Here is a 24,757-nt window from a genome sequence, read left to right as displayed (position 1 = left end):
AACGAAAGTGGTGGTTAAAGCGATGGCATTTCAAATGGATGACAGCCGCCCGATTTTTGTGCAGATTGCGGAACGGATTGAGGATGACATTATCGAGTCCCGCATGCCGGAGGAATCGCAGGTGCCTTCTACGAATCAGTTTGCCTCTTTTTATCAAATCAATCCGGCGACTGCCGCTAAAGGGGTTAACCTTCTGGTAGACGAAGGCATTTTGTACAAGAAACGCGGAATTGGCATGTTTGTAGCGGAAGGAGCGCGACGGAAGCTGATGGAGAAGCGAAAAGAGCAATTCTACGAACAATATATCGTGACGATGGTGAAAGAGGCCCAGAAGCTGGGCATTACGGTGGAGCAGCTAACAGAAATGGTGCGGAGAGGGGAGAACGGACAATGACGAACGTGGTAGAGGTACACAACCTGACCAAATCTTACGGCAGCGTGACGGCGGTTGATCAGATCAGCTTTACGATCGAAGCGGATAAAATTTACGGCCTGCTCGGGCGCAACGGCGCGGGCAAAACGACAGTCATGCACATGCTGTGCGCGCAGCAGTTTGCGACCAGCGGGGAGTTGAAGGTATTCGGGGAGCATCCCTACGAAAACAACAAGGTGCTGAGCCAGATCTGTTTTATTAAAGAGAGCCAGAAGTATCCCGACCATTTCCGTATCATCGACGTGTTGGAAGTGGCCAAATCGCTCTATGCGAATTGGGATGAGGCGTATGCGTATGCGCTGATTGAAGATTTTCGGCTGCCGATTAAAAGAAAAGTGAAAAAGCTCTCCCGCGGCATGCTCTCTTCCGTCGGCATTGTGGTGGGGCTGGCGAGCCGGGCGCCGCTGACGATTTTCGACGAGCCTTATCTGGGATTGGACGCCGTTGCCAGATCGCTGTTCTACGATCGTCTGTTGGAAGACTACTCGGAGCACCCGCGCACGGTGATTCTGTCGACGCACTTGATTGATGAAGTCAGCCGTCTGCTGGAAGGCGTCATCGTGATCGACAACGGCAAACTGCTGCTGAACGAAGACGCGGATGCGCTTCGGGGGCGCGCGTGCACGGTATCCGGGCTCAAATCGGCAGTCGACGCCTTTGTTCGAGGCCGGCATGTATTGGAGCAGAGTGCGATTGGCGCAGCGGCCACAGCAACGATTATGGGCAAGCTCAGCGCCGAGGATCGCAAGTATGCGGAGGAGTTAGGTCTGGAGTTTTCGCCGGTGTCCATGCAGCAGATGATTATTCATTTGACACGTACGCAGGCAGTAGGAAAGGGGACAGGAGAAAAATGAATCGAATCCAATCGGTAGTCAAAATGCATATGCGCAACCCCTTGACGTGGTTCGTGGTACCCTGGGCGATCATTGTAGTCAGTTTCGCGGTCAACTTTATCATTGCCGCATCTTTAAACGATGGCGAAGAGATTCATACCGGGTCGATTGCCTCAATTTTTGTCTATTCGTTCGTTGCCGGAACGTTGACGCTGAAAGATACGTTTTCTTTTGCCTTAGGGTTTAGCGTACGGAGAAAAGATTATTGGCTGGGCACGGCGATGACGGCCATCTATGCGTATGTTGCCGCGGGCCTGCTGCTGACGCTGCTGACCTTTATCGAGGAAGGGACGAACGGTTGGGGCGTACGGCTGCACTTCTTTAAGGTGGAATTTTTGGGCGATCTGTCGTTCCTCAGTATGCTGGGTATTAACGTGATTTTGATGATCCACTCCTACTTCCTGGGACTCGCCATCTCCAGTCTGCACCGCCGTGCGGGGGCGATTGGCATGTATGGTTTCTTTACCGCCCTTCTGTTAATCGGAAGTATCGGGTCGTACATCATGACGCATTATCAATTATGGAGGGATTTCGGGCTCTGGGTTGCACATCATTACATGAGCTTCTTCTGGTGGATGATTCCGCTGGCCCTGATCTATTCGGCCATTTCCTACGGTCTGCTCCGACGGGCCGCCGCATAAAGCACAAAACGAGCCTCAGCTTCATTGCTGAGCGCTCGTTTTTTGTTTTTATTGCACCTTGGCGAGGTAGGCATCCAATTGATCGAACGTTCCTCCAAAGCCTTGGTTCATGGAGCCATTCATGGATGCGAAGAACTGTTTTTCTTCCTCACTGGCATGAATCGGGTAGCTGCGCAGGGTGAGAATCGTTTTGCCGTCTTCTTCTGCAAAAGAAATATCATTCACAATTTCCAGCGGGAATACCGGCGAAAAAGGCGGACGAATGATACTGCCTTCCGCATCGGCAAAAGAGCTTACGTACACAAGCGTATCCGGCGCCTTCACTTCGCGATAGACGAATTTGGCCCACATGTCATGGCCGTCCGGGGAACTCATTCGGAAGTGGAAAAAGCCGCCGGGCCGTACGTCGCACGCCAGGACAGACAGTGCCATGCCAGTTGGACCCCACCAGTTCGCCAAGTGCTCTGGCTGTGTCCACAATTGAAAAACAAGCTCGCGCGGCGCGTTAAAAATACGCGTAACGACGAATTCTGCTTCTTGTTCGTTCCGTTCCTCTTCATGGGTATGTTGGTTTTGTGTCATGTTCAACCTCCAAAATGGGATGAGTATTGTGTTTCCTTCGGTTTCCTCATGTTTGTCAGAACTTGCCGCCCTCCGGCGATTCTTTGGCCTGCATGTCCTCCAGATAGGCATCCAGCCGGTCGAACCGCGACTCCCACAGGCGCCGGAACGCCCCCAGCCAATGATCAATGGCCTGAAGGGATTGCGGCCGCAGCTTGTAGAGACGGCGATTGGCGATCGGCTGCACGTCCACGAGCCCGGCTTCGCTGAGGATGCGCAGGTGCTTGGAGGCCAGAGGCTGGCTCATGTGCAGCTTCTCTGCAATATCCCCGACAGAGAGAGGGCCGTCTCGCAGCAGCTCTACGATGTGTAGGCGATTGGGCTCGCCTAGAGCACTGAATATGGTGTTCATGGTTTAAATATAACTGAATAGTAATATTCCAGTCAAGTTATATTTGATTCATAGAACGGCATTACTAGATTTGTAGACGATGTTCCGCCTATTTTTGCCCGGACCATGTATAGAAAGCCAAGATTTGGACGAATCTAGTAGCTATAACTCTACTAATTTCTAAGGAGGAGCTATGATGTTTCGAAAGTTAAGCTTGTCGATCTTATCCCTTGGCTTGCTGCTAGGTTTGTGGTTGATGCAATCTACAGCGTATTCGTATCCTAGCAGTGACGATGAGGGGGATATGCCCCCTGCCTATACGTATATCGGAAGCGATGTTCCAGATGTACCTGCTCCAGATGAACAGCCGGCGGCTGCCGTTCCTGCAACAACCGCGTATACCGTGAGTCAAGGTGATACCCTATTCAAAATTGCGCGTAACTTTGATGTCAGTGTGGACGATCTGATCGCAGCCAATCCGATGGCGAATCCGAACCGGCTTGCTATCGGCCAAAGCTTGACGATACCGTTAGTAGGCTCCAGCGTGCAGTTAGCAGACGGCCAGTCTAAAATTATCAAAAAAGTGCTGAACACCACCCTGACCGCCTACACAGCAGGTGTGGAATCTACAGGCAAGACCGCGTCCCATCCGATGTACGGCATCACGTACAGTGGCCTAAAGGCCAAAGAAGGACGAACCATCGCCGTCGATCCGAACATTATTCCGCTCGGCTCCACTGTGTTTATCGAGGGGATCGGGCTGCGCAAAGCGGAAGACATCGGCTCGGCGATCCGCGGCACGCGCATCGATGTGTTCATGAATGATTTGGGACAGGCGAGGGAGTTTGGCGTGAAAAAGAATGTCAAAGTGTATCTGCTGGATCGGGATAATGCGTGAAGCATGCTCGGTTGAAGAAAGGCTGCTCGGGGTCCTAGGGACCTTTGAGCAGCCTTTCATGCTTCCTCTACTTCTCCTGCTGCTTGATCACCTGCTCAATGCCCAGCAGAATCAACTTCAAGCCAAACTCAAACGATCCGTCACTTCCCATCAGCTCGAACAGACCGCCCTTGAACATGTTTCGAAAAAGCCCCGCATCCGTCTCGCTCATGGCGTCCAGCAGGCGGCTCATCTCCCCGCTCGGCTCGGCACCCTGCTCCTCCACAATAGCGGAAAAATTACGCTGATGCTGGTAATCGTCCAGCACGAAGTAGAAAACAAAATTCACTAGCGTCAGAACCGCTTGCAATTTCTGCTCTTGCGCAAGTGAGGTCGACTCCACGCAGAGGAGAAGCCGGTTGGTGAACCGGATGAGATCCGGTTCGTGGGGCAGCGTCAGCATCATAAGCTGAGTGGAACAGGGGTACCGGCGGAGCACATCCCGTGTCGTTACGGCTAGCCCAGACAGCTGCTCCTTCCAGTCTCCTTCGGCGTGGAATTCCTCCAGGATGATTTTCGCGATCTGGTTGGCCAGACGCTGATAGAGCTGCTGCTTGCTCTTGAAGTACCAGTACAGAGAGGGAGCCTGAATGCCCAGCCGTTCCGCCAATCGCCGCATGCTGAATTTCTCGATGCCGTCCTCGCCTAGAAGCGCCCACGAGGCTTCCAAAATTTTATCCTCCGAAATCTGAGGCTGCTGTTTCTTCATCAGTATCCGCCCTTTATCTAACAGTGTAAGATTATGCTTTACAGGTTCATAAATTCATGATAACATCTAACACTGTAAGGCACAAACTAACACTGTTAGATAGGATTTAAAATATAGTAAAGAAAGAAGTGATCCGTATGGACGCAGAAAACCTTCATTACTTTGAAAAAGCACCGATCGCCAAAGCCGTCGCTCACTTCGCTGTCCCCATGATGCTGGGCACATCCATGAGCGTCATTTATTCCATCTTGAATGCTTACTTCCTGGGGACGCTGAACAATACGGCTATGCTAACCGCGCTTGCGCTGACCTTGCCGTTATTTGCGGTCATTATGGCACTTGGCAACCTGATTGGCATGGGCAGCGGCACCTTCATCTCTCGTCTGCTAGGAGAGAAGAAATATGAGGATGTCAAACACGTGTCTGCCTTCGCCTTTTACAGCAGTCTCGTTCTCGGTCTAATCGTGCTGGCCGTCGGGCTCCCGCTGATCGATTCCATCGTCCACAGCCTCGGGGCTTCGCCGGAATCCTTTGGATTTACCAAGGACTACGTCACGGTGATGCTGATTGGCTCCCCGATCGTCATCTTATTCTTTACGCTGGAAAATATCGTGCGCTCGGAGGGCGCCGCGATCACGTCGATGACCGGTATGATTCTCAGTGTTGTCGTGAATACGATTCTTGATGCGTTAGTCATTTTCGTCTTCCATTGGGGCGTGATCGGCGTTGCGTCAGCGACGGTTATTTCCAACTTGGCTGCATGCATATTCTACGCCTTCCATATGGGAACGAAGAGCCAGTTCTTAACCGTCTCGGCCAAATGGTTCAAGGTCACCAAGGACATTCTGAGCAATGTATTCAAAATCGGCGTTCCCGTTTTTATCATGAGTGTCTTCTTGGGGGCGATGTCGCTCATTTTCAATCGGTTTCTGGTCGAATATGGAGATCAGGCTGTAGCGGCTTACGGTATTTCATCCCGTTTATTGCAATTTCCTGAGTTTATTCTGATGGGGTTATGCGAGGGCGTCGTACCGCTTATTGCATTCTCTTTTACCGCGAATAAATTGCGCATGAAACATACGATTGGGTTCACGATCAAAACAATCGTGGCGTTAGCGGTGGTGTTCGGTATCGTTGTCTATCTAATTTCCGGCCACTTAATTGGGCTCTTTACGGATGACCCGCAATTAATTGAAATGGGCAGCTATATCCTGCACGTGACGTTTTTGTCTTTGTTCATCACAGGAATGACTGTCTTGTTCACGGGGATCTTCCAAGCAACAGCGCAAGGCACCGCGGCGTTTGTTATGTCCGTTATTCAAGGCATTACGCTCATTCCTGTGCTCTTTATCGCCGAGCGGACGAACGGCTTTCACGGGGTGGTCTGGTCGCTCGTCATCGCGGATACCGTCGCGTTCCTTGTTGGAGCCGCGATGCTGTATATCCTGCGGAACAAGCTGCAGCCGGATTTGGACGCTTTAGGCGCGAATTGATGCGTGCCATGAACATTCGAGGCACGAAAAACACGCACTCAACCTGTTGTTGAGGCGTGTTTTTGTTTAGCTGTAAGCAAGGTTCCATCGCTAAGAGGGGTTGGCCCTAGTTAAGAGAGCGGAATAGAGCAATTTTGCGGAATTAAGAGGAGCCAAACCCTCTTAAAGCTCGCCGAACGCGACAAGATGGGCAAATTTCGCCTTCTAAGGCGAAGAGAAAGTGATATTTTGCCGGGCTAAGAGGGTCTATCCCCTGCTAGCTTGCGGAGGTCTAGTCCCTCTGAACCCGTGTGCACCGCCGATTCTCCGTATCACAAGCTACTTGCTAAAACTGTCATCACCGCAAGTCATTATACCGCCGCACTTTCGGAAAATGAATCGTCACCGTCGTCCCCTCGCCAGGCGTGGAGGCAATCGACAAATCGTGGCCCAGCTTCAGCGCCATCTGCTTGGCGAGGTAGAGGCCGAGCCCGGTCGACTTGTGGTGCGTGCGGCCAGCCGAGCCGGTGAAGCCCTTGTCGAAGACGCGGCCGAGCTCCTCGGGCGGAATGCCGATGCCCGTATCCTGGATGAGCAGGCGCTTCTCCGCGTCCGACTCTTCCGAGCGGAACGTAATCGTTCCGCCGCTGCTCGTGTAGGTGAGCGCATTCGCGACCACCTGATTGACGATATACGCGAGCCATTTGCTGTCGCTGCTCACCGTATGTGTGACAGCCTCCAGCTGAGGACGGATGCGCTTGTGGATGAACAGCTTCGCGACTTTCTTGACGCTTTCTTTGGCGATGACCGGCAGGGCGACTTCCGTGATGAAGTAGTCCTGCGAGAACGCGTCAATGCGGGAGTAATACAGCGCTTGCTCGACGTAGCTGTCGATTTTGCCAAGCTCGTCCTCGAGCTTGTCGATGAGCACCTCGGCCGGCTTGCCCGCGCCGTTCTCCATAATGAGCCGGGAGCCGGCAATCGGCACTTTCACATCATGAATCCAGGACAGGATGTAGTCCTGATGATCCTTCCGTTCCTCTTGCAGCTGCGCGATGCCCTTGGCCTGCTCCGTGTACACCTGCATCAGCAGCTTCAGGTACAGCGCCTGCTCGTTCGTCTGCGGCTCCGGCAGCGACGTGATGTACCAGTCCTCCTGCGCATGGCGCTCGGACAGCTCGCGGAGCTCATCGTAAGAGCTTTTGCGATAAATATACCCCGTCACGATGTACCCAGCCGCCATTATGAGGCAGCCTGCATTCACATACAGCACATTGCTGCGCGCACCGCTTGTCCCGGTGCCGGTCAGCATAATGAGCGACACGAACGCCATCATGAGCACATAGACGAGGAGGAAATATTTTTTATCTCTGACGTATTGGGCAAAGGTCATGGGATGAGGTAGCCCTGTCCTTTCTTCGTCGTAATAAAATCCGGCTTGCCCAGCTCAGCGAGCTTCTTGCGCAGGCGCGTGATGTTGACGGTCAGCGTGTTGTCGTCGACAAAGCTTTCGTCCTCCCAGAGCCCCCGCATTAACTGATCACGCGAGATGATCGCCCCGGGATTCGTCATGAGCATGGAGAGGATTTTGAATTCATTCCGCGTCAGCTCCGCCTTGCGTTCACCGCAGGCCACGTCGCCGTCCTTGAGGTTGAGCACGATGCCGTCACGCTCCATCACGCTTGCGCCCGTCTCCATATAAGAGTAGGTTCTGCGCAGCAGGGCGTGGACTTTGGCGACGAGGACGTCGGTGTAGAACGGCTTTTGAATAAAATCGTCCCCGCCCATATTCATCGACATGACCATATCCATCGGCGTATTCCGCGAGGAGAGGAACAGGATCGGCACGTTGGACACTTCCCGGATTTGCCTGCACCAGTAAAACCCGTCAAAGGCGGGCAAATTAATATCCATCAGAATGAGCTGCGGAGCTTCTTGAATAAAGAGACTCAGCACGTTATCAAACGTCTCGGCTGCATACGTGTTATAGCCCCAGCGGTGAAGCGCTTCCGCTACCTCGTCGCGTATCGTGCGATCGTCTTCCACCAGCATAATTTTCATCGGCGTCCTCCTTGCGAATTGAGCGCTAATACCTGACATGGTAGCATAAGCATGACAAAATTGTAAGGTTCAGCTTGCGGACTGTAAGCTAAGTCAATGGTTCCGGCAGGGAAATTCCAGTAAAGTTAGGGTAGAAGGAAATTGAACCGCTTGGGAGGAGATACGTATGAAAACGATCGTGGAAGCGACGAAAATAAAAAAGATATACGGCGCCAAAGGCAACGTGTTCACGGCCTTGAAGGAGATTACCCTCACCGTCCGTGAGGGAGAGTTTGTCGGCATCATGGGGCCGTCCGGCTCAGGCAAAACGACGCTGCTCAACCTGCTGGCGACGATCGATAAGCCGACGTCGGGGGAGATCCTCGTCGACGGGACGAACATCGGCACGATGAAGGAAGCGCAGCTGTCGGCGTTCCGGCGGGATAAGCTCGGCTTTATTTTTCAAGATTTCAACCTGTTGGATACGCTCACGGTGAAGGAGAACATCGTCCTGCCGCTCGTGCTGGCCCGCATGAACCGCGCCGAGCTGGAGCGCCGCGCCGACGACCTTGTTCGCAGGTTCGGCATCGCCGGCCTCGTGGACAAATATCCGTACCAGCTGTCCGGCGGTCAAAAACAGCGGACAGCCGCCTGCCGCGCGATCGTCTCCGCGCCGAGCCTGGTGCTCGCGGACGAGCCGACGGGCTCGCTCGACTCCAAGTCCGCGACGGAGCTGCTGGAGAGCCTGCAGGAGTTGAATGTCCAGGATCGGACGACGATCCTGATGGTGACGCACGACGCATTCGCGGCGAGCTATTGTTCGCGCATTCTTTTTATCAAAGACGGCGAAATTTTCACGGAGCTTGTGAAGGGCGGGATGACACGCAAGGAGTTTTTCAATAAGGTGATGGACGTCCTGTCGGTGCTCGGAGGTGGCGCAAGTGACCTTATTTAGTCTGGCGAAGCGCAATGTCGGCGGCAATCTGAAGAACTATCTGCTGTACTTTCTATCGATGATTTTCAGCGTCGTCATTTACTACACGTTCGTCTCGCTGCGGTACAGCGAAGAGATTGCGGCTAATATGGCTAAATGGGAAGGGATGCGCTCGGTGTTCTTGCAGGCATCTTACATGCTGATCCTGTTTGCCGGGGCGTTTATCTGGTATTCGAACTCGTTTTTCACGCGGAAGCGCAAGAAGGAAGTCGGCTTGTACGCCTTGCTGGGCGTGCGAAAGCGGACGATCGGGAAGATGCTCTTTTACGAAAATATGTTCATGGGAGCGGGCGCCGTCGCCATTGGGATCGTACTTGGCGCGCTGCTGTCCAAGCTGTTCACGATGATGTTCCTCAAGCTGCTGGATTCTGCGGTGGAGGTCAGCTTCCGCATCTCGCCCGAGGCGATCGTGCAGACGCTTCTGGTCTTTGCCGTCATTATTGTGGTGACTTCGCTGCATAACTTCTGGCTGATCTACCGCTTTCAACTGGCGGAGCTGTTTCGGGCTGACCGGGAAGGGGAGGAGATGCCGCGGCCTTCTATCTATACAGCGTTTATTGGCGTACTGCTGCTTGGGTTTGCCTACTGGCTTGTCTACCAGCCGATGAACACGTCCGCGCAGATGGGCAGGAATCTGTTGATGCTCTTGATCGCGATGATCGCGGGGACGTATATGCTGTTTCGGTTTGGGATCATCTATGTGCTGAAGCTGGCACAAAAGATGAAGTCCCGCTATTACGCCGGCATGAACATGTTCAGCGTCTCTCAGCTGCTGTACCGCATTCAGGGGAATACCCGCATGTTTACAATGATCGCTTTATTGAGCGCATTTACGCTATGTGCCGTCACGGTCGGCTCCGATTCCTATTACACCCTGGAGCGAAATGCTTCAACCGAAGCGCCGTTCAGTTTCATGTATGTCAAGGGCGATCCGGTTGTAGAAGGGAAGGTGACAGAGACGCTGGCCGCGGACACCACGCATCCGATTACAGCGCAAATCGATATTTCTGTGCTGAAGCTGCATGCGGATTTAAGCGGGTTTTACTATCATCCTTCGGGCTTCAATAAAACAGACGTGCCGATTAAATTGATGGCTCTTTCCACTTATAACGCAACTGCCGAAGTGCTGAACAGGTCGGCGCAGCCTGCTATTTCGGATGATGGGGCTGTGCTGCTTCGGCCCATGTACAGCAGCTTTACAGACAAAGAAGTGCTAGGGAATACGATCTCAATCGGGACACAATCGCGAGCAGATCTGCACATCGACCGCCTTGTGGACGGCAGAGTGCTGCCGTGGGGCTTTCCGGATCTGTGTCTGGTTGTCAGTGACAGCCGGTTCGCATCACTGGTGCAGGCAGTCAATGCAGAAGTGGTCGTATACAAGGCTTATACAGTAAAGAATCAAGGCTCGACCAAGGCGAGCACAGAAACGCTAATGGGACTGAAAACGAACGAGAACGATTTCTCGAGCTACTACTATCAGTATCGCATGAATCTGGAATCGGCGGGGCTGAATGTGTTCACACTGGGCTTCCTGGGACTCGTCTTTCTTGCAGCTACCGGCTGTGTCGTGTACTTTAAGCAGTTGACCGATGCGCATGCGGATCGGGAGAGGTACGCGATTCTGCGCAAAATCGGGGTGAACCGGCGCGAGATTCGCGCTTCCATTGCGATGCAGACAGCCTTTGTGTTCGTGCTGCCGCTGCTGCTGGGCATCACTCACAGTCTGATGATTCTGCGGGCTTTGACGGAAATTCAATTGATTGGCGGCGAGTCGCTGATGCCGATTACGATCTCGATCGTGGCGTATGTAGCGATCTACATTGGCTACTACGTGCTCTGCGTCAATTCGTATGAGCGGATTGTGAAGTCGGCTGTGTAGTTGGCAGACCATCGTTAATCACCCCAGGGACCTTCGCGTTGAAAAAATGAATAGATGCGGAGTGAAGCTGCCAGTTATGTTCTGGCAGCTTCACTCCGTTACACCATCGAAATTGCTCGCGTTTATTGCTCCTTTGGAGAAAGACGCCTTGGTTTCACCTGTCCGGCGGCGCGTTGCGCTCTATCCGCCGGTAGCAATAAGATCAAGACCACAATAAGTGAAGCCGTCAGGAAAATGACCGAACCCCCGATCGAGACGGAGATGGCATGGGCAAAAGAGATATCGGAAGCAGCTCCCTGCCGGTTTACCGCCTCGAAGACGGCGATAAGTACGGCAAGCCCGAGTGACGCTCCCATCTGATGAGCGACGTTGACGAGTCCTGACGCCGCTCCTGCATCCTTGGCCTCCACACCGGACAGCCCTAACGTCGTGAATGGTTGGAAGATCATTCCAGAACCGCATCCCATGACAATCAACGGGAAGAACAAATGAGGGAAGAAGCTTGAATCTGCCGAAATGAGACTGAGCCAGCTTGTTCCGGCGATTGCGGTGACCAATCCAAAAATCAATACTTTCACGTTGCCGAATCGGACTACGAGTGAAGGCATGGCATACATCATCCCGAACTGGACGGCTGTGAACGGCATAATCGCCAGTCCGGCCTCCAATGAACCAAAATGAAGGACGTTCTGCAGAAATTGCGGGACGAAGAAAAAGATCGGATAATTTCCACACACAAGCAGCAGCCTCCCTAAGTAAGCTCCTGATCGCGCTCGGCTCGCGAACAACCGAAGAGGGGTAATCGGTTCTTTCGCCCGTGCTTCGGTCTGCACGAAAGCTGCTAGCGAAACTCCTCCGAGAGTAAGTGAGCCCCATACTTCCGGTGCTCCCCATCCGGCAGACGCGGCTTGCACGAACCCGAATGCCAGCGCCGTCATTCCGATTACGGATGTCAATGCGCCCACGATATCCAGATGCCCCTTCTTCCTATCGGTCTCCCGCATATATCGGGGCACCATAAGGAGAAGAGCAATACCGATCGGTACGTTGAGGAACATCCCGGCACGCCAAGAAATCACGTCCGTCAGCAATCCGCCAACGATCAGACCGACGCTTCCTCCAGCTCCGGATACAGCGCTGTAAACAGCGATTGCCTTTGTCCGTTCTTGAGCCTCCGCGAAGGTAACAGACAACAAGGCGAGCGCCGACGGCGTCGCCAACGCTGCCGCCAATCCTTGCAAAGTGCGAGCGGCAAGCAGAAGCGAAGCGGACGGAGCCAAGCCTGCCAGTATCGATGCCAGCGAGAATAGGGCGATTCCCGCGCTGAAGGTTCTTCTCCTTCCAAAGATATCTCCCGCGCGAGCTCCTAATAACAAGAAGCCGCCGAACGCCAAAATATAAGTGTTCTGCACCCAGGTCAATACAGCCGTCGAAAGCTGGAGTGTACGGCCGATTTCAGGTAATGCCGTAATTAAGATGGAAGCATCAAGCACCATCATCAGTTGACTAGCGACGATCATTACCAAAATGATTCGTTTTGAATGTCCATTCAAGAGGGTAACCTCCCTTTCCTGTTATAACGACATTATGGCACCAATCATCTTCGCGAAATAGCTCCTTTCTGCTAGAAATTTGCTCGATTCTGCAAATCGATAGTTTATATGATCGGATACACTGGTTGGCGCTTATCGAGGTACGGTGTATACTAGGAGGATATGAAGAAGAACGGGGGGACGCTCCTATGCAGACGAACTTGGAAAAATTGCTGGATTTGGTGGATTTTCTTCATCTTTCGGAGGGGAGAACCGATACGGTCATCCCCTTCGTTACGCTGGTCCGGCGCAATCGTCCAACGGCGATGATGCCGGGTGTTATTACACCATCATTTTGCTTGATTCTACAGGGTTCCAAGAAGCTTCATCTCGGTCAAGACATGATCTATTATGGTGAGGGCGACTATTTAGTCTCGTTGTTTGACATGCCGGCCTCCGGTCAAGTTGTCGATGCTACACCTCAATCGCCATATATCGGCGTACGCATCGATATAACCGCGGAAGAGATTGCCTTAGTCATGACAGAAGCTGAGATCCATGTGAAACCGCTCAACAGAAAGACAGGTCCCGGAGCCTATGTAGGCAAGTCCGATGAGCACTTGCAGCTCTTGTTGATCCGCCTGTTAGCGTTACGAGGCAAACCCGAGGCGGAGATCCGATTTCTGTCTTCGTTGATCAAACGCGAGATGATTTTCCGCTTGCTTACGGGAGATTATGGGCATTTGTTTGTCCAACGAGTCTTCATGGACCGGCAGAATGAGGGGATTGGCAGAGCCATTGAATGGATCAAGGAGAATTACAACAGGTCCTTTACGATCGAAGAGGTTGCGAGATCGACCAATATGAGCGTTTCTGGACTTCATCACAAATTCAAAGCAATCACGACCATGGCTCCTCTGCAATACCAGAAGCAGCTCCGTCTTCAGGAAGCGAGACGCCTCATGCTGAACGGCACCGCGAACGCGACGGCCGCCGCGCTGGAGGTCGGATACGAGAGCCAGTCCCAATTCAACCGGGAATACCGCCGGCATTTCGGGCTTCCCCCGCTTCAGGATATTAAAGCTTTGAACAGATTGCCAGTACCGGAAGCTTTCGAGACGAGCTAATAACCTTCATAATAGGCAATGAAAAGGTCGCCGGTTTCCAGTACTGGCGATCTTATTTGCGTTGCATCACGGACGGTTCTGTGCGGTTCCGAGGGCATTGTCGCAATGTAGTTCTTTGTTTCCGACTTCATCAATAGCGATGCTTTTGTTACGCTCACCACAGGTCTTAGACCCTCCCCGACTTAGGTCTAGGTCGAAATACCGTCCCCGGTCCGTTTTGGGAAAGCCCCATTTTACCTAAAATAAAACTATAAACAAGACACCACAACAACAAACGAAAGGCGGTGATGAAGAGTGAAAAGAAATACAGGCTTAGCGATCGTGTTGATCGCATTCGGCGCCCTGATTTTGTTCCACAATCTCGGTATTCATACCGGTTCGCTGTTTGGCTCCATCATGGGGTACGTGATTCCGGCGGCGATGGTTGCACTTGGCTATGTGGGCATTAAGAACGGCAGCAAATTGGCTTGGGTGATCGCCGGACTTGGCGTCATCATTCTGGTTGGCAAGCTGGCAGGCTGGATCATTATTGTTCTGGCGATTGGCTTGATCGCTTATGGGTTTTCCATGTTGAAACGCAGAACGGTGTAAGGGAGTTCCAATACAGAGAGTGAAAAAGGTGGAATGAGATAATGAGCATTTTTCGGCGAGTGAGAGACATAACCGTTGCTTCGTTAAATGAGCAGCTGGAGCGAGCGGAAGACCCAGTTCGCTTTATCGATCAATACTTAGTCTCGCAGCGCGAGCAAATTCAGCAGTCGGAACGGCTGTATCAGCAATGTGTCAGCCACGCGGCTTCGCTGAGAGCGCAGTACTTATCGGCGCTGGAAACGAAAGAAAAGCGCGAGCATCAAGCGATGCTGGCTTTGAAAGCCGGCGAAGAGCATATGGCCCGCATCGTGCTGCAAGAGAAGCTGCAAGCGGAAGAGAAGAGCGCGCAGTACCACGAGCTTTATGAGCAAGCGAAGCAATCCATCCTAGAGTTGGATGAAGAGCTGCAGCAGCTCAAAAGCGACTACAAAGAAGTGGCAGATAAACGCAGCTACTACCTGGCCCGAATGGAATCCGCCCGCCTGCAGCAGCGGCTGCATGCAAGAAGCAGCGTGATGCAGGACGGCACGCCGCGGATGTTCGGACGCCTCGAAGAGCGCGTATCCGATATGGAGCTTCATGCGAAAACGCTGCGCGATGTTCGGCGCATGGGCCGCGAAGGCTACTACGGCGGGGGCAACCCGGCGGTAGATGCCGAGATGGAAGCACTCCGCAATAGACTGAAACAGGAGGGAGCAGGAACATGAGCAAATTATACCGCTCACGCAGAGACAAGAAAGTGACCGGCTTATGCGGCGGCTTGGCGGAAGCAATGAACGTCGATGCGACACTGCTGCGCTTGCTCGTTGTCATCACAACGTTCTTCACGGGCGGCACCGTCATTTTCATCTACTTTATTGCAGCGATCGTTATTCCGAAAGAACCCGGCTATGATCAGCCTCCCTACGATCCATATATGAATTCGTATGGCCGTCAGCCGTACCAAGGCGGATGGCAGTCGCACAAGCCGTATCCTCCGCAGCATGCACCGCACCACGGTGGCGGTCACAACGCTTTTGAATCGGCGAAGCCGGCCAACAACATTGATGAAATGATGAAAGATATTGAAAAGAAAGCTTTGCAACGCGAAGTGGAAGAACTTAGAGCCAAAGTCGCTCGTTTTGAAAAACAATCTAACGATTCTAAAGGAGACGTGTAAACCATGGGTGTATTTACAAGAATGAAAGATATGACGAAAGCTTCGATTCACGAAATGCTGGACAAAATTGAAGATCCAATTGTGATGCTGAACCAATACCTCCGCGACATGGAGCAAGAAATTGCGCAAGCCGAAGTTACCGTAGCGCGCCAAATCGCCAGCGAGCGCAAGCTGAAGCAGCGCCTGGAAGAGTCCGTACGTCTTGTCGCTGACCGCGAAGCTAAAGCGGCTGCAGCGATCAAGAACGGCCAAGAAGCCATCGCCCGTCAAGCGCTTGAGGAAAAATTGTACCACGAAGAAAAAATCGCGGAATACAATGATCTGCACGCTGCGGCTAAAGCGCACGCTGATGAGCTGACGATGCAGCTTCACGAAATGAAAGATGAATTCTACAAAATGCGCAACAAACGCAACGAGCTGGTATCCCGCGCTCAACTGGCCAAAGCGAAGAAGCAAATGGCGCAAGTGACCTACAACGGCGCCATCGAGAGCGGCAACGCGGCACGCGGCTTCCACCGCATGGAAGAAAAAATCATGCAAATGGAAGTCGAAGCGGAAATCGCCCGCAAGCCATACGTACCAGCTGGCTCCGTGAGCAGCTACGTGCCTGTGGATGCAGCGAAGCAAGCGCGTGTGGATGAGCAGTTGAACCTGCTCAAAGAGAAATTGAACAGCACTGCGGCGGCTGAGTAAGCTGCTGGTCTGGTGAAGATGAGCCCCTCGCGAGAGGGGCTCTTTGGTTTTTTAGCGGCGCCAAGTACCTCCTAACTCCCCCATTCCGTCATCTGCTTCCCGAGACAATCTGCAAATCAAGTCGCATGCTCCCCTCTTATCATTTTCTACTTTCTCATCCGGCCCCGATCCTCGATCCCCAGGCACCTGCAAAAAGTACATCAAATTCCGCCAATCCGCTCCCATTCCTAGGATTAGCTGCAAAAACTACATCAAAATTCGGCCTACACCTAATTGCAAGCGGTTTCGAAAAAGAGAAATTGAATTTTTGCTGCACAAAATGCAGGTTCTCCATGCGATTTCTCACTTTTCATCCGGATTAGCTGTAGTTTTTGCAGGTAGTCGTCGAAAGAGCGAGGCATGCATGATCGATCCTCTAGATCCGCCACATAGCTAAACCGACAGCGTGAGCAGCCCCATCATAGGAAAACATAAATTTTTCAACGTTTTCCAGAGATTCCTCCACTCTTTTTCCAGCCTCGCCCCGCTACAATGAGGTCATAAGCAGGCCGACAACAGACAGGAGCAAGAGGTGAGCGAACGTATGAGTGAAGATTTACTGCGGATGGAAGGGATCGAGAAGTATTTTCCAGGCGTGCACGCGCTGCAGCAGTGCAAGCTGTCACTCGCCCCAGGCGAGGTGCTTGCGCTGGTCGGGGAGAATGGCGCAGGCAAATCGACGTTGATGAAAATTGCCACAGGGGTCTACCAGAAAGATGAAGGAACCATCCGCGTCAACGGACGGGAGGTGGACATCCCCAACACTCGCGCGGCGCAGCAGCTTGGCATCTCCATGATTCATCAGGAGCTGAATCTGATGGGGGATCTGACGATCGCGCAGAACATCTTCATCGGACGCGAGCCGCGGCGCGGCATCAAGCTGTGGGTGGATGAACGCAAGCTGAACGAACAGGCGCAGCGGCTGCTGGAGGAGATGAACCTGCCGCTCGATCCGCGCACGAAGGTGTCCGACTTGACCGTCGCCAAGCAGCAGATGGTGGAGATCGCCAAAGCGCTCTCCTTCCAATCGCAGGTGCTGATCATGGATGAGCCGACGGCGGCGCTGACGAACGCCGAGATTGAGGAGCTGTTCCGCATCATCCACCGGCTGAAAAGCAAAGGCGTCGGCATCGTGTACATCTCGCACCGCATGGAAGAGCTGAAGCGGATCTCCGACCGCATCACGGTGATGCGCGACGGCCGCTACATTGACACGGTGCCGACAGCGTCCACGACGATCGACCAGATCATCGCGATGATGGTCGGCCGCGAGCTGTACGTGAGCCCGCAGCAGGCGAACGCGCAGCATACAACCGCACCGCCTCCAAAGGTGCTGGAAGTCAGCAATCTCACGCGCGGCACCGCCGTGAAGGATGTTTCCTTTCACCTCGCCAAAGGTGAAATTCTCGGCTTCGCCGGCCTGATGGGCGCGGGGCGTACGGAGGTGGCGCGAGCGATTTTCGGCGCCGACCCGATCGACGCCGGCGACATCCGCATCCATGGCCGCGCCGTCACCATCCGCGGCCCGCACGACGCCGTGAGGCACGGCATCGGCTATTTGTCCGAAGACCGCAAGCGGTACGGGCTTATGGTCGAGATGGACGTGAAAACAAACATCGCTGTTGCTTCCTACCGCAGCGTAAGGCGGCTGTTCGGCTGGATGCAGGACGGCCGAATCGCCCAACACGCGCAGCACTATGTGGAAGCGCTTCAAATCAAAACGCCGACGATCCACCAACCGGTCAAATTCCTGTCCGGCGGCAACCAGCAAAAGGTCGTCATCGGCAAATGGCTGCTGCGCGACTGCGACATTCTCATCTTCGACGAGCCGACGCGGGGCATCGATGTCGGCGCGAAGACCGAGATCTACAAACTGCTGGATGATCTCGCGGCGCAGGGCAAGTCAATTATTATGATCTCCTCCGAACTGCCGGAGATTTTGCGCATGAGCCATCGCATCATGGTGATGTGCGAAGGGCGCATTACAGGAGAGCTCACGCAGCAGGAAGCGACCCAGGAAGCCATTATGCGATTCGCGACGATGCGAATCAGTTAGGAGAGGAACCCCATGTCAACTAGGCTCGCGCAAGCTTACAAGAAAACACTCCCTGCCTTGTCCGGGCAAAGTGGAGCCGCGCAAAAGCTGCTGGCCTTCGCCAGCTTGATCGTACTTGTTCTGATTTTCTCAGTCTCATCGAGCAACTTTTTCCAGTTCGATAATCTCGTCGCCATCATGCTGTCCACCGCCGTCATCGGCGTGCTGGCGCTGGGCTCCACATTTGTCATCATCACCTCGGGCATTGACCTCGCCGTCGGCACCGTGATGACGTTCGCCTCCGTCATGGCCGGCGTCATCATCACAACGTGGGGGCTGCCGCTGCCACTCGGCATTGTCGGCGGCATTCTCACCGGCGCCGTCTGCGGACTTATCAGCGGACTGCTCGTCGCCAAGATGCGGATCCCGCCGTTCATCGCGACCCTCGCCATGATGATGGTGACCAAGGGCTTATCGCTGGTCATTTCGGGGACGAAGCCGATTTATTTTAACGATACGCCGGCGTTCACCCAAATTTCGATGGGCTCGCTGGTCAGCGACATCATCCCGGGCGTGGAGATCCCGAACGCCGTCTTAATCTTCTTCGGGGCGGCGATCATCGCCGGTCTCATCCTCACGAAGACGATTATCGGCCGCTACAATTTTGCGCTGGGGAGCAACGAAGAGGCGACAAGGCTGTCCGGCGTTAACGTAGACTACTGGAAAATCGTCATCTACACGCTCACCGGCGTGTTCAGCGGCATCGCGGGCATTATGATGGCGTCGCGCCTAAATTCTGCGCAGCCTGCGCTGGGCTCCGGCTATGAGCTGGAAGCGATCGCAGCGGTCGTCATCGGCGGCACATCGCTTAGCGGGGGCAAAGGCTCCATCCTCGGAACTGTTATCGGCGCCTTAATCATGAGCGTGCTGACGAATGGGCTGCGGATTCTGTCGGTCAAGCAGGAGTGGCAGACGGTCATCGTCGGCATTGTGATCGTGCTGGCCGTTTACGCCGACATGATGCGGCGCCGCAAGAAGTAACGGTATCCACTCCGCAAGGAGCTGATATACACAAATTGAATCAAGGGGCGATGAACAGTGCGTTCGATTACAAAGAAAATAGCGACAGGAGCTTCTCTAGTTTTACTTTCCTCAATTCTGCTAACCGCATGCGGTTCCAGCACGACGACGACAACAAGTTCCACTTCAGGCGGGACGACAACCACAGTGAAATCTGACAAGATTTACATTCCAGTTATCTCCAAGGGGTTCCAGCATCAGTTCTGGCAAGCCGTCAAGCAGGGCGCGGAAAAAGCGGCGAAAGAATTCAACGTCGAGATTACGTTTGAAGGGCCGGAGACCGAGACGCAGGTCGATAAGCAAATTGAAATGCTGCAAGCTGCACTGGGCAAAAAGCCGCAGGCCATCGCCTTCGCAGCCCTGGACAGCAAGGCGGCGACGCCGCTGCTCGAGAAGGCCAAAGCGAGCAAAATCCCGGTCATCGGCTTCGACTCCGGCGTCGACAGCGACATTCCGGTGACGACGGCCGCCACCGATAACAAAGCGGCAGCGGCGCTGGCCGCCGACAAGATGGCGGCGCTCATCGGCAATGAAGGCGAGATTGCCTTGGTTGTGCACGACCAAACGAGCCGCACGGGCGTCGACCGCCGGGACGGTTTTACGAATCGGATTAAAGAAAAATATCCGAACATCAAGATCGTCGACACGCAATACGGCGGCGGCGACCAGCTCAAATCGACGGACTTGGCGAAAGCCATTATTCAAGCGCATCCGAATATTAAAGGCTTTTTCGGCGCCAATGAAGGCTCCGCAATCGGTGTGCTCAACGCGGTGACCGAGCTCAAAAAGGATAAAATCGTCGTCATCGGCTACGACTCCGGCAAACAGCAATTGGATGCCATCCGCAGCGGCAAAATGGCCGGCGCCATCACACAGGATCCGATCGGCATCGGCTATTGGTCGGTGAAAGCGGCGGTGCAAGCCATTAAAGGTGAAACCGTGCCGAAAAACATCGATACCGGCTTCCACTGGTATGACAAAACGAACATCGACTCACCGGACATTAAGGCGTTGCTATACGAATAAAAGAGAGGGGCTGCCCGATTTTGGGCGGCCTCTATTGCCAGTTCCTAGGGGGCTGTATACAATACAGCTAATGAGGCCTGTCCCGATTTCACCGGAGGTGAGCGCGCATGTACACCATCATGTTAATTGACGATGAAGATGAAGTCAGAGAAGGCATCAAGCGGAAAACAAATTGGGAAGACTGCGGCTTCCAGTTGGTCGGCGATTACGATAATGGCCGTGATGCGCTGGATGCGATCGAGCGCAGGCAGCCTGACGTCGTGATTACGGATATTTGCATGCCGTTTATGGACGGCTTGCAGTTGACAGAGCGGGTGGCGACGCAATACCGCACGACCAAGGTTGTCATTGTAACGGGCTATGAAGATTTCGACTACGCGAAGCAAGCGATCCGGCTCAAGGTCAAGGATTACTTGCTCAAACCGATTAACAGCGCGGAATTCACTGAGTTTCTGTTGAAGCTTCGTCAAGAGCTGGACGAGGAGCGCGCGCAGCGGGAGAATATCACCTTTTTGCGTCATCAATTCCAGGAAAACCTGCCTCATCTGCGCGAGAGGTTTCTGGAACGTCTGGTCACCACCGGCATGCGGCGGGAAGAAATCGCCAGCAAGCTGCCGATGCTTGGGCTGGAGTTTGGCGAAGAGGGCGCAGGCGGCACGCAAGCGCACGTCCTGCTGGCGCTCGAAATCGACGCGTTTGGCCGTGGGAGCTACCAGGATCAAGTGGCGGAAGAAGAGCTGCTGCGATTTGCGGCCTACAACATTTGGCATGAAATTGTGGAAGGGGAGCAAGGGGGCGTTGTGTTCCGGACACGCGACGATAAGCTGATCGGACTCGTCTCGGGTGACCCCGCGAAGGTCGAGGTCATCGGTCAGATGCTGGCGGAGCAGGTATTATCGAGCATCGAGAAATATTTGGGGATGAAGGTGTCCATCGGGATCAGTCGAGCTTACGCATCTCTGCAGGAACTTCCTAAAGCTTACCAGGAAGCGCTTACATCTTTGGACTACCGTTTTCTGCTCGGGCAGCATCGGATCATCGCCATCGGCGATATGGAATTCGGCCGGAGCCTCGACAATTCGGCCTATGTGCAGGTCGAGAAGCGGCTGATTGCGGCGATCAAAACCGGCGAAAAAGACGTCATCCCCCTGACGCTGCGCGACTGGATGGAAGGCATGAAGACGGCTGGCTGCTCCGTAGAAGCCTGCTACGGCAAGCTGCATAAGCTACTTGTCGCTTTGATGCAAGCCGGCGTGGAGACGGGGCTGGCCGAAGATGCTGTGCTGAGCGATCACGCATTCACCGAACTGTACAGCCGCAAGACGCTGGATGACGTCAGGGCGTGGCTGGAGGCCGTCTGCCTCGCTTTTGTGGAGCGCATCGCAGAGAATCGGATGCATGCCTCCAACGCGCAACTGCAAGCAGCCATTGCTTACATCCACGAGCACTATGCCGACGAGGAGCTGTCGCTGCAGCAGGTGTGCAACCACATCTACATGAGTATGAGCTACTTCAGTGCGCTGTTTAAGCCGCATACCGGGGAAACGTTCATTGAATACGTGACGCGGTACCGCTTGGATCGGGCGAAAGAGCTGCTGATGACCACGACGCTCAAAACATACGAACTGGCCGCTCAAGTCGGGTACGGGGATCCGCAATATTTTAGCGTCATCTTCAAGCGACACACCGGTATGACTCCCAAAGAATTCAGAGCGGGCGGCAAGGTCGGTCAGCGCTTATGAGAGGAAGCTTAGGGTCGCTGCAATTCAAAAGGATTCACACCAAGTTCGCCCTGGCGTTCTCTCTGTTGATTCTGTGTACGACGGTCATTCTCAGCTACAGTGCGTATCGGCTTTCGACCGTTGCCGTCACGGACGCTTCGCTGACCTATACGACCCAGTTGATCGAACAGGTGAACAAAAATATTCAGACGTACATCGGGAATATGGAAAGCATATCTGCGCTCTCGTTAAGCAGTGCGGATCTTAAAGCGTTCCTGTCGCTGAGGGATCCGCAAGGTGCAGACGGTGAACGGCTTGGGCAAGAAATCAGCTCCTACTTTTCCGCTATTGTCGCCTCGCGCAATGACATTGCTTCTATTGTACTGGCCTCCTCAAACGGAGCGGTGGTGTCGGATCGCGTAGCTCCGCGGCTAAAGCCTTACGCCGAGCTTGTGACGCAGGACTGGTATGCCAAGGCGAGCCACAGCAAGGGGGATATCGTGATCTCTTCTTCCCATGTTCAGCGCGTCTTCCAGGATGAGTACAAGTGGGTGGTGTCCATCTCGAAGCAGATGCCAAGCCCGGAGATGGGGGCGGCCAACGGGGTGCTGCTGGTCGATTTGAATTTTAACGTTATTAACGATCTTTGCAACCAGATCCAACTCGGCCAGCGCGGCTACGTGTTCATTCTCGATGAAACCGGCGATCTGATCTATCATCCGCAGCAGCAGCTTTTGTACTCCGGGCTCAAAACCGAAGACATCCGCGCGCTCATGCAAGCGAAGGACAGCTCATTTGAAGCGGGGCTGACCGATGAAAATAAAATATACACCGTCCGCACGACCAGCTTCGGTTGGAAAATCGTCGGTGTCACCTACGCCGGGGATCTCAGCGGCAACAAGCGGGAGATGCAGCTGACGTCCGCCATCTGGGGCGGTATTGCCCTCTTGATTGCCGTGGCGATTTCCGTCCTGCTGTCGATCACACTAACCCGGCCGATCAAGCAGCTTGAGGGGCATATGAAGCAGGTGGAAAAGGGCAACTTTGACATCCGCGTCGAGGTGGAGGGCTTGAATGAGATCAGCAAGCTGTCGCGCACCTTCAATCTCATGATCGGCAAGATCAAGGAGCTGATGAACCAGACCGTGCAGGATCAGGAAGTGAAACGGGTTTCGGAGCTGAAAGCGCTGCAGGCGCAGATTCAGCCGCATTTTTTGTATAATACGCTCGACTCTATCATTTGGATGGCGGAACTCGGCAAGGTGGAGGATGTCGTCACGATGACCTCGGCGCTCTCCAAGCTGCTGCGCTCCAGCATTTCTAAAGGGGAGGAACTGATTCCACTTCGCGTGGAGCTTGCGCAAATCGAGAACTACTTAACGATCCAACATATCCGTTACCGCAATAAATTTACGTATGCGATTGACGTGGAGGAGGAGCTGCTGAACTGCCGGATTCTCAAAATCGTGCTGCAGCCGCTCGTGGAAAACGCGATCTATCACGGGATGAAGCACCTGCCGGAAACCGGGCATATTCAGATTACGGGTCGGAAGCGGGACGACGTGATTGAGCTCACGGTGAGCGATAACGGCGTTGGCATGAGCGAGGAGCAGCTGAAAGCATTGAAACTGAAAGCGCATAGTCCTTCGGACGGCAAGGGCTTCGGCCTGCACAATGTGAATCATCGCATTCAGCTGTATTTTGGCGAGAAGTATGGGCTGCAATTTGAAAGCGAGCTGGAGGAAGGCACGACGATTACGATGACCATCCCGGCGCTGCCCGGCGAAGGCTAAGGAGGGACAGACGCTGTGAAAATAAAAGCTGTAGCTGCCGCACTTGCGGCGGTCGTCGTGTTGGGGGCGGGCGGCTGGCTGCTCTCCCGAAGCCTGGCGCCGAGCAATGAGACCATCGTGCTCATTCCCAAAACGATCGATCCTCGCGTGGAATTTTGGCAGGTGCTGAATCAAGGCGTGATGGCCGCGGCGAAAGAGTATAAGGCGGACATTCAAATCAAAGGCGCCTCCGCCGAATCGCAGATTGACGAGCAGATCAAGATCGTGGAAGAGACGATTGCGGAGAAGCCGAAGGCGATCATTCTAGCTGCGTCCGATTATAATCGGCTTGTGCCGACAGCGAAAAAAGTGATCGACGCCGGCATCACGCTGATCACCGTCGATTCCGGGTTGGAGGGCGGCGTATCGGCGAGCCTGATCGCGACGGACAACTATGCGGCGGGACGCAAGTTGGTGGAAACGATGCGCGGGTATGTGCAAGGGCCGGCGACGTATGCCATCGTCAGCTTCGTCAAGACGTCGAACACGCAGATCGATCGGGAGAACGGGGTGAGAGACACGTTGAAGGGCGACCCGTCGGCGGCTGTCATCGAGACGCAGTACAGCAACAATTCGGAAGACAAGGCGTACGAGCTGACGAAGCAGCTGCTGCGGGAGCGCTCCGACATCCGGGGGATTTTTGGCCTGAACGAGGTGTCTACCGTCGGCGCGGCGCGGGCACTCAAAGAAATGGACCCGGGCAGGGCCATCAAGCTCGTCGGCTTCGACAGCTCGATGAACGAGGTGTCGTTTCTGGAAGCGGGCATCCTGCAGGCGACCGTGGTGCAGAAGCCTTTTAACATGGGCTACTTGGCTGTAAAAACGGCGCTGCAAGCGCATCGGGGCGACAAGGTCAGCCCTATGATCGATACGGGTTCCGAGTTAATCACCAAAGAGAATATGTACTCGAACGAGAATCAGAAATTGCTGTTCCCTTTTGTCGGCAAGTAGGCGGCGCGTTTCGTCAAT

General features: G+C 54.0%; 24 protein-coding genes. 18 read left to right on the top strand and 6 right to left on the bottom strand.

What is annotated here, in order from left to right:
• Positions 1-22: 22 nt before the first annotated feature.
• From ABE504_RS19815 to ABE504_RS19805, 3 genes are read left to right on the top strand one after another with little or no spacing between them, the layout of a single operon-like run.
• Positions 23-394 carry a GntR family transcriptional regulator gene (locus ABE504_RS19815; RefSeq protein WP_430091848.1) on the top strand — a complete coding sequence of 124 codons (372 nt, stop codon included), beginning with the start codon at positions 23-25 and terminating at the stop codon, positions 392-394.
• Positions 391-1,287: an ABC transporter ATP-binding protein gene (locus tag ABE504_RS19810; protein ID WP_430091846.1), complete on the top strand. Its 897-nt coding sequence runs from the start codon at positions 391-393 to the stop codon at positions 1,285-1,287. The genes ABE504_RS19815 and ABE504_RS19810 overlap by 4 nt, the downstream gene beginning before the upstream one ends.
• Positions 1,284-1,967, top strand: coding sequence for a hypothetical protein (locus ABE504_RS19805; protein ID WP_430091844.1), 684 nt, complete (start codon positions 1,284-1,286; stop codon positions 1,965-1,967). Before ABE504_RS19810 ends, ABE504_RS19805 begins: the two co-directional genes overlap by 4 nt.
• Before the next feature lie 48 nt (positions 1,968-2,015).
• On the opposite strand, the gene ABE504_RS19800 is transcribed toward ABE504_RS19805, so the two are convergent.
• Positions 2,016-2,549 carry an SRPBCC family protein gene (locus ABE504_RS19800; RefSeq protein ID WP_430091842.1) on the bottom strand — a complete coding sequence of 178 codons (534 nt, stop codon included), beginning with the start codon at positions 2,547-2,549 and terminating at the stop codon, positions 2,016-2,018.
• Between the two features lie 55 nt (positions 2,550-2,604).
• Entirely contained in the window at positions 2,605-2,940 is a 336-nt protein-coding gene (locus ABE504_RS19795) for an ArsR/SmtB family transcription factor (RefSeq protein ID WP_430091840.1), read from the bottom strand.
• A gap of 175 nt (positions 2,941-3,115) precedes the next feature.
• On the opposite strand from ABE504_RS19795, the gene ABE504_RS19790 reads away from it, so the two are divergent.
• Positions 3,116-3,817: a 3D domain-containing protein gene (locus tag ABE504_RS19790; protein WP_430091839.1), complete on the top strand. Its 702-nt coding sequence runs from the start codon at positions 3,116-3,118 to the stop codon at positions 3,815-3,817.
• 67 nt (positions 3,818-3,884) lie between these two features.
• Here ABE504_RS19790 and ABE504_RS19785 read toward each other — a convergent pair whose 3' ends face one another.
• A complete protein-coding gene (locus ABE504_RS19785) occupies positions 3,885-4,565 on the bottom strand; it encodes a TetR/AcrR family transcriptional regulator (protein ID WP_430091837.1) in 681 nt (226 codons plus the stop codon).
• 137 nt (positions 4,566-4,702) lie between these two features.
• Here ABE504_RS19785 and ABE504_RS19780 point away from each other — a divergent pair, with 137 nt between their 5' ends.
• A complete protein-coding gene (locus ABE504_RS19780; protein WP_430091835.1) occupies positions 4,703-6,058 on the top strand; it encodes an MATE family efflux transporter in 1,356 nt (451 codons plus the stop codon).
• A 337-nt stretch (positions 6,059-6,395) separates the two neighbouring features.
• Here ABE504_RS19780 and ABE504_RS19775 read toward each other — a convergent pair whose 3' ends face one another.
• On the bottom strand, positions 6,396-7,430 hold the full coding sequence (locus ABE504_RS19775; RefSeq protein ID WP_430091833.1) for a sensor histidine kinase: 1,035 nt from the start codon (positions 7,428-7,430) through the stop codon (positions 6,396-6,398).
• A complete protein-coding gene (locus ABE504_RS19770; RefSeq protein ID WP_430091831.1) occupies positions 7,427-8,098 on the bottom strand; it encodes a response regulator transcription factor in 672 nt (223 codons plus the stop codon). Before ABE504_RS19770 ends, ABE504_RS19775 begins: the two co-directional genes overlap by 4 nt.
• Before the next feature lie 166 nt (positions 8,099-8,264).
• Between ABE504_RS19770 and ABE504_RS19765 the strand changes: the two genes are divergently transcribed.
• On the top strand, positions 8,265-9,032 hold the full coding sequence (locus tag ABE504_RS19765) for an ABC transporter ATP-binding protein (RefSeq protein ID WP_430091830.1): 768 nt from the start codon (positions 8,265-8,267) through the stop codon (positions 9,030-9,032).
• Positions 9,019-10,953: an ABC transporter permease gene (locus tag ABE504_RS19760; RefSeq protein ID WP_430091829.1), complete on the top strand. Its 1,935-nt coding sequence runs from the start codon at positions 9,019-9,021 to the stop codon at positions 10,951-10,953. Before ABE504_RS19765 ends, ABE504_RS19760 begins: the two co-directional genes overlap by 14 nt.
• A gap of 122 nt (positions 10,954-11,075) precedes the next feature.
• Here the strand turns inward: ABE504_RS19760 and ABE504_RS19755 are convergent, their stop codons facing one another.
• Complete coding sequence (locus ABE504_RS19755) at positions 11,076-12,506, bottom strand: MFS transporter (RefSeq protein WP_430091828.1); 1,431 nt, start codon at positions 12,504-12,506, stop codon at positions 11,076-11,078.
• Positions 12,507-12,694: 188 nt separating this feature from the next.
• Here ABE504_RS19755 and ABE504_RS19750 point away from each other — a divergent pair, with 188 nt between their 5' ends.
• The 11 genes from ABE504_RS19750 (at position 12,695) to ABE504_RS19700 (ending at position 24,739) form a co-directional block, all read left to right on the top strand.
• On the top strand, positions 12,695-13,612 hold the full coding sequence (locus ABE504_RS19750) for an AraC family transcriptional regulator (RefSeq protein ID WP_430091827.1): 918 nt from the start codon (positions 12,695-12,697) through the stop codon (positions 13,610-13,612).
• Positions 13,613-13,906: 294 nt separating this feature from the next.
• Positions 13,907-14,203 carry a hypothetical protein gene (locus ABE504_RS19745; RefSeq protein ID WP_430091826.1) on the top strand — a complete coding sequence of 99 codons (297 nt, stop codon included), beginning with the start codon at positions 13,907-13,909 and terminating at the stop codon, positions 14,201-14,203.
• 41 nt (positions 14,204-14,244) lie between these two features.
• Entirely contained in the window at positions 14,245-14,910 is a 666-nt protein-coding gene (locus ABE504_RS19740; RefSeq protein WP_430091825.1) for a PspA/IM30 family protein, read from the top strand.
• Positions 14,907-15,362, top strand: a complete 456-nt coding sequence (locus ABE504_RS19735; protein ID WP_430091824.1) for a PspC domain-containing protein — start codon at positions 14,907-14,909, stop codon at positions 15,360-15,362. The genes ABE504_RS19740 and ABE504_RS19735 overlap by 4 nt, the downstream gene beginning before the upstream one ends.
• A gap of 3 nt (positions 15,363-15,365) precedes the next feature.
• Complete coding sequence (locus ABE504_RS19730; protein WP_430091823.1) at positions 15,366-16,055, top strand: PspA/IM30 family protein; 690 nt, start codon at positions 15,366-15,368, stop codon at positions 16,053-16,055.
• 583 nt (positions 16,056-16,638) lie between these two features.
• Positions 16,639-18,150: a sugar ABC transporter ATP-binding protein gene (locus tag ABE504_RS19725; RefSeq protein WP_430091822.1), complete on the top strand. Its 1,512-nt coding sequence runs from the start codon at positions 16,639-16,641 to the stop codon at positions 18,148-18,150.
• 12 nt (positions 18,151-18,162) lie between these two features.
• Positions 18,163-19,170 (top strand): ABC transporter permease, encoded by a 1,008-nt coding sequence (locus ABE504_RS19720; RefSeq protein ID WP_430091821.1) that lies wholly within the window; start codon positions 18,163-18,165, stop codon positions 19,168-19,170.
• A 66-nt stretch (positions 19,171-19,236) separates the two neighbouring features.
• Positions 19,237-20,235 carry an ABC transporter substrate-binding protein gene (locus ABE504_RS19715; protein WP_430092110.1) on the top strand — a complete coding sequence of 333 codons (999 nt, stop codon included), beginning with the start codon at positions 19,237-19,239 and terminating at the stop codon, positions 20,233-20,235.
• A 107-nt stretch (positions 20,236-20,342) separates the two neighbouring features.
• Entirely contained in the window at positions 20,343-21,977 is a 1,635-nt protein-coding gene (locus ABE504_RS19710) for a response regulator (protein WP_430091820.1), read from the top strand.
• Entirely contained in the window at positions 21,974-23,749 is a 1,776-nt protein-coding gene (locus ABE504_RS19705; RefSeq protein WP_430091818.1) for a cache domain-containing sensor histidine kinase, read from the top strand. Before ABE504_RS19710 ends, ABE504_RS19705 begins: the two co-directional genes overlap by 4 nt.
• A gap of 15 nt (positions 23,750-23,764) precedes the next feature.
• Positions 23,765-24,739: a substrate-binding domain-containing protein gene (locus tag ABE504_RS19700; protein WP_430091816.1), complete on the top strand. Its 975-nt coding sequence runs from the start codon at positions 23,765-23,767 to the stop codon at positions 24,737-24,739.
• Positions 24,740-24,757: the final 18 nt, after the last annotated feature.

The organism is Paenibacillus oryzisoli (assembly GCF_050467285.1).
Classification (GTDB): Bacteria; Bacillota; Bacilli; order Paenibacillales; family NBRC-103111; genus Paenibacillus_E; species Paenibacillus_E oryzisoli_A.
This window is presented reverse-complemented; position numbering and strand designations above follow the sequence as displayed.

Excerpts from the sequence above, each read along its gene's own strand:
- ABE504_RS19815 (WP_430091848.1), top strand. The coding sequence starts at position 23 with ATGGCATTTCAAATGGATGACAGCCGCCCGATTTTTGTGCAGATTGCG.
- ABE504_RS19810 (WP_430091846.1), top strand. The coding sequence starts at position 391 with ATGACGAACGTGGTAGAGGTACACAACCTGACCAAATCTTACGGCAGC.
- ABE504_RS19735 (WP_430091824.1), top strand. The coding sequence starts at position 14,907 with ATGAGCAAATTATACCGCTCACGCAGAGACAAGAAAGTGACCGGCTTA.
- ABE504_RS19790 (WP_430091839.1), top strand. The coding sequence starts at position 3,116 with ATGTTTCGAAAGTTAAGCTTGTCGATCTTATCCCTTGGCTTGCTGCTA.
- ABE504_RS19720 (WP_430091821.1), top strand. The coding sequence starts at position 18,163 with ATGTCAACTAGGCTCGCGCAAGCTTACAAGAAAACACTCCCTGCCTTG.
- ABE504_RS19730 (WP_430091823.1), top strand. The coding sequence starts at position 15,366 with ATGGGTGTATTTACAAGAATGAAAGATATGACGAAAGCTTCGATTCAC.
- ABE504_RS19770 (WP_430091831.1), bottom strand. The coding sequence starts at position 8,098 with ATGAAAATTATGCTGGTGGAAGACGATCGCACGATACGCGACGAGGTA.
- ABE504_RS19780 (WP_430091835.1), top strand. The coding sequence starts at position 4,703 with ATGGACGCAGAAAACCTTCATTACTTTGAAAAAGCACCGATCGCCAAA.
- ABE504_RS19750 (WP_430091827.1), top strand. The coding sequence starts at position 12,695 with ATGCAGACGAACTTGGAAAAATTGCTGGATTTGGTGGATTTTCTTCAT.
- ABE504_RS19705 (WP_430091818.1), top strand. The coding sequence starts at position 21,974 with ATGAGAGGAAGCTTAGGGTCGCTGCAATTCAAAAGGATTCACACCAAG.
- ABE504_RS19710 (WP_430091820.1), top strand. The coding sequence starts at position 20,343 with ATGTACACCATCATGTTAATTGACGATGAAGATGAAGTCAGAGAAGGC.
- ABE504_RS19795 (WP_430091840.1), bottom strand. The coding sequence starts at position 2,940 with ATGAACACCATATTCAGTGCTCTAGGCGAGCCCAATCGCCTACACATC.
- ABE504_RS19785 (WP_430091837.1), bottom strand. The coding sequence starts at position 4,565 with ATGAAGAAACAGCAGCCTCAGATTTCGGAGGATAAAATTTTGGAAGCC.
- ABE504_RS19800 (WP_430091842.1), bottom strand. The coding sequence starts at position 2,549 with ATGACACAAAACCAACATACCCATGAAGAGGAACGGAACGAACAAGAA.
- ABE504_RS19775 (WP_430091833.1), bottom strand. The coding sequence starts at position 7,430 with ATGACCTTTGCCCAATACGTCAGAGATAAAAAATATTTCCTCCTCGTC.
- ABE504_RS19725 (WP_430091822.1), top strand. The coding sequence starts at position 16,639 with ATGAGTGAAGATTTACTGCGGATGGAAGGGATCGAGAAGTATTTTCCA.
- ABE504_RS19765 (WP_430091830.1), top strand. The coding sequence starts at position 8,265 with ATGAAAACGATCGTGGAAGCGACGAAAATAAAAAAGATATACGGCGCC.
- ABE504_RS19805 (WP_430091844.1), top strand. The coding sequence starts at position 1,284 with ATGAATCGAATCCAATCGGTAGTCAAAATGCATATGCGCAACCCCTTG.
- ABE504_RS19740 (WP_430091825.1), top strand. The coding sequence starts at position 14,245 with ATGAGCATTTTTCGGCGAGTGAGAGACATAACCGTTGCTTCGTTAAAT.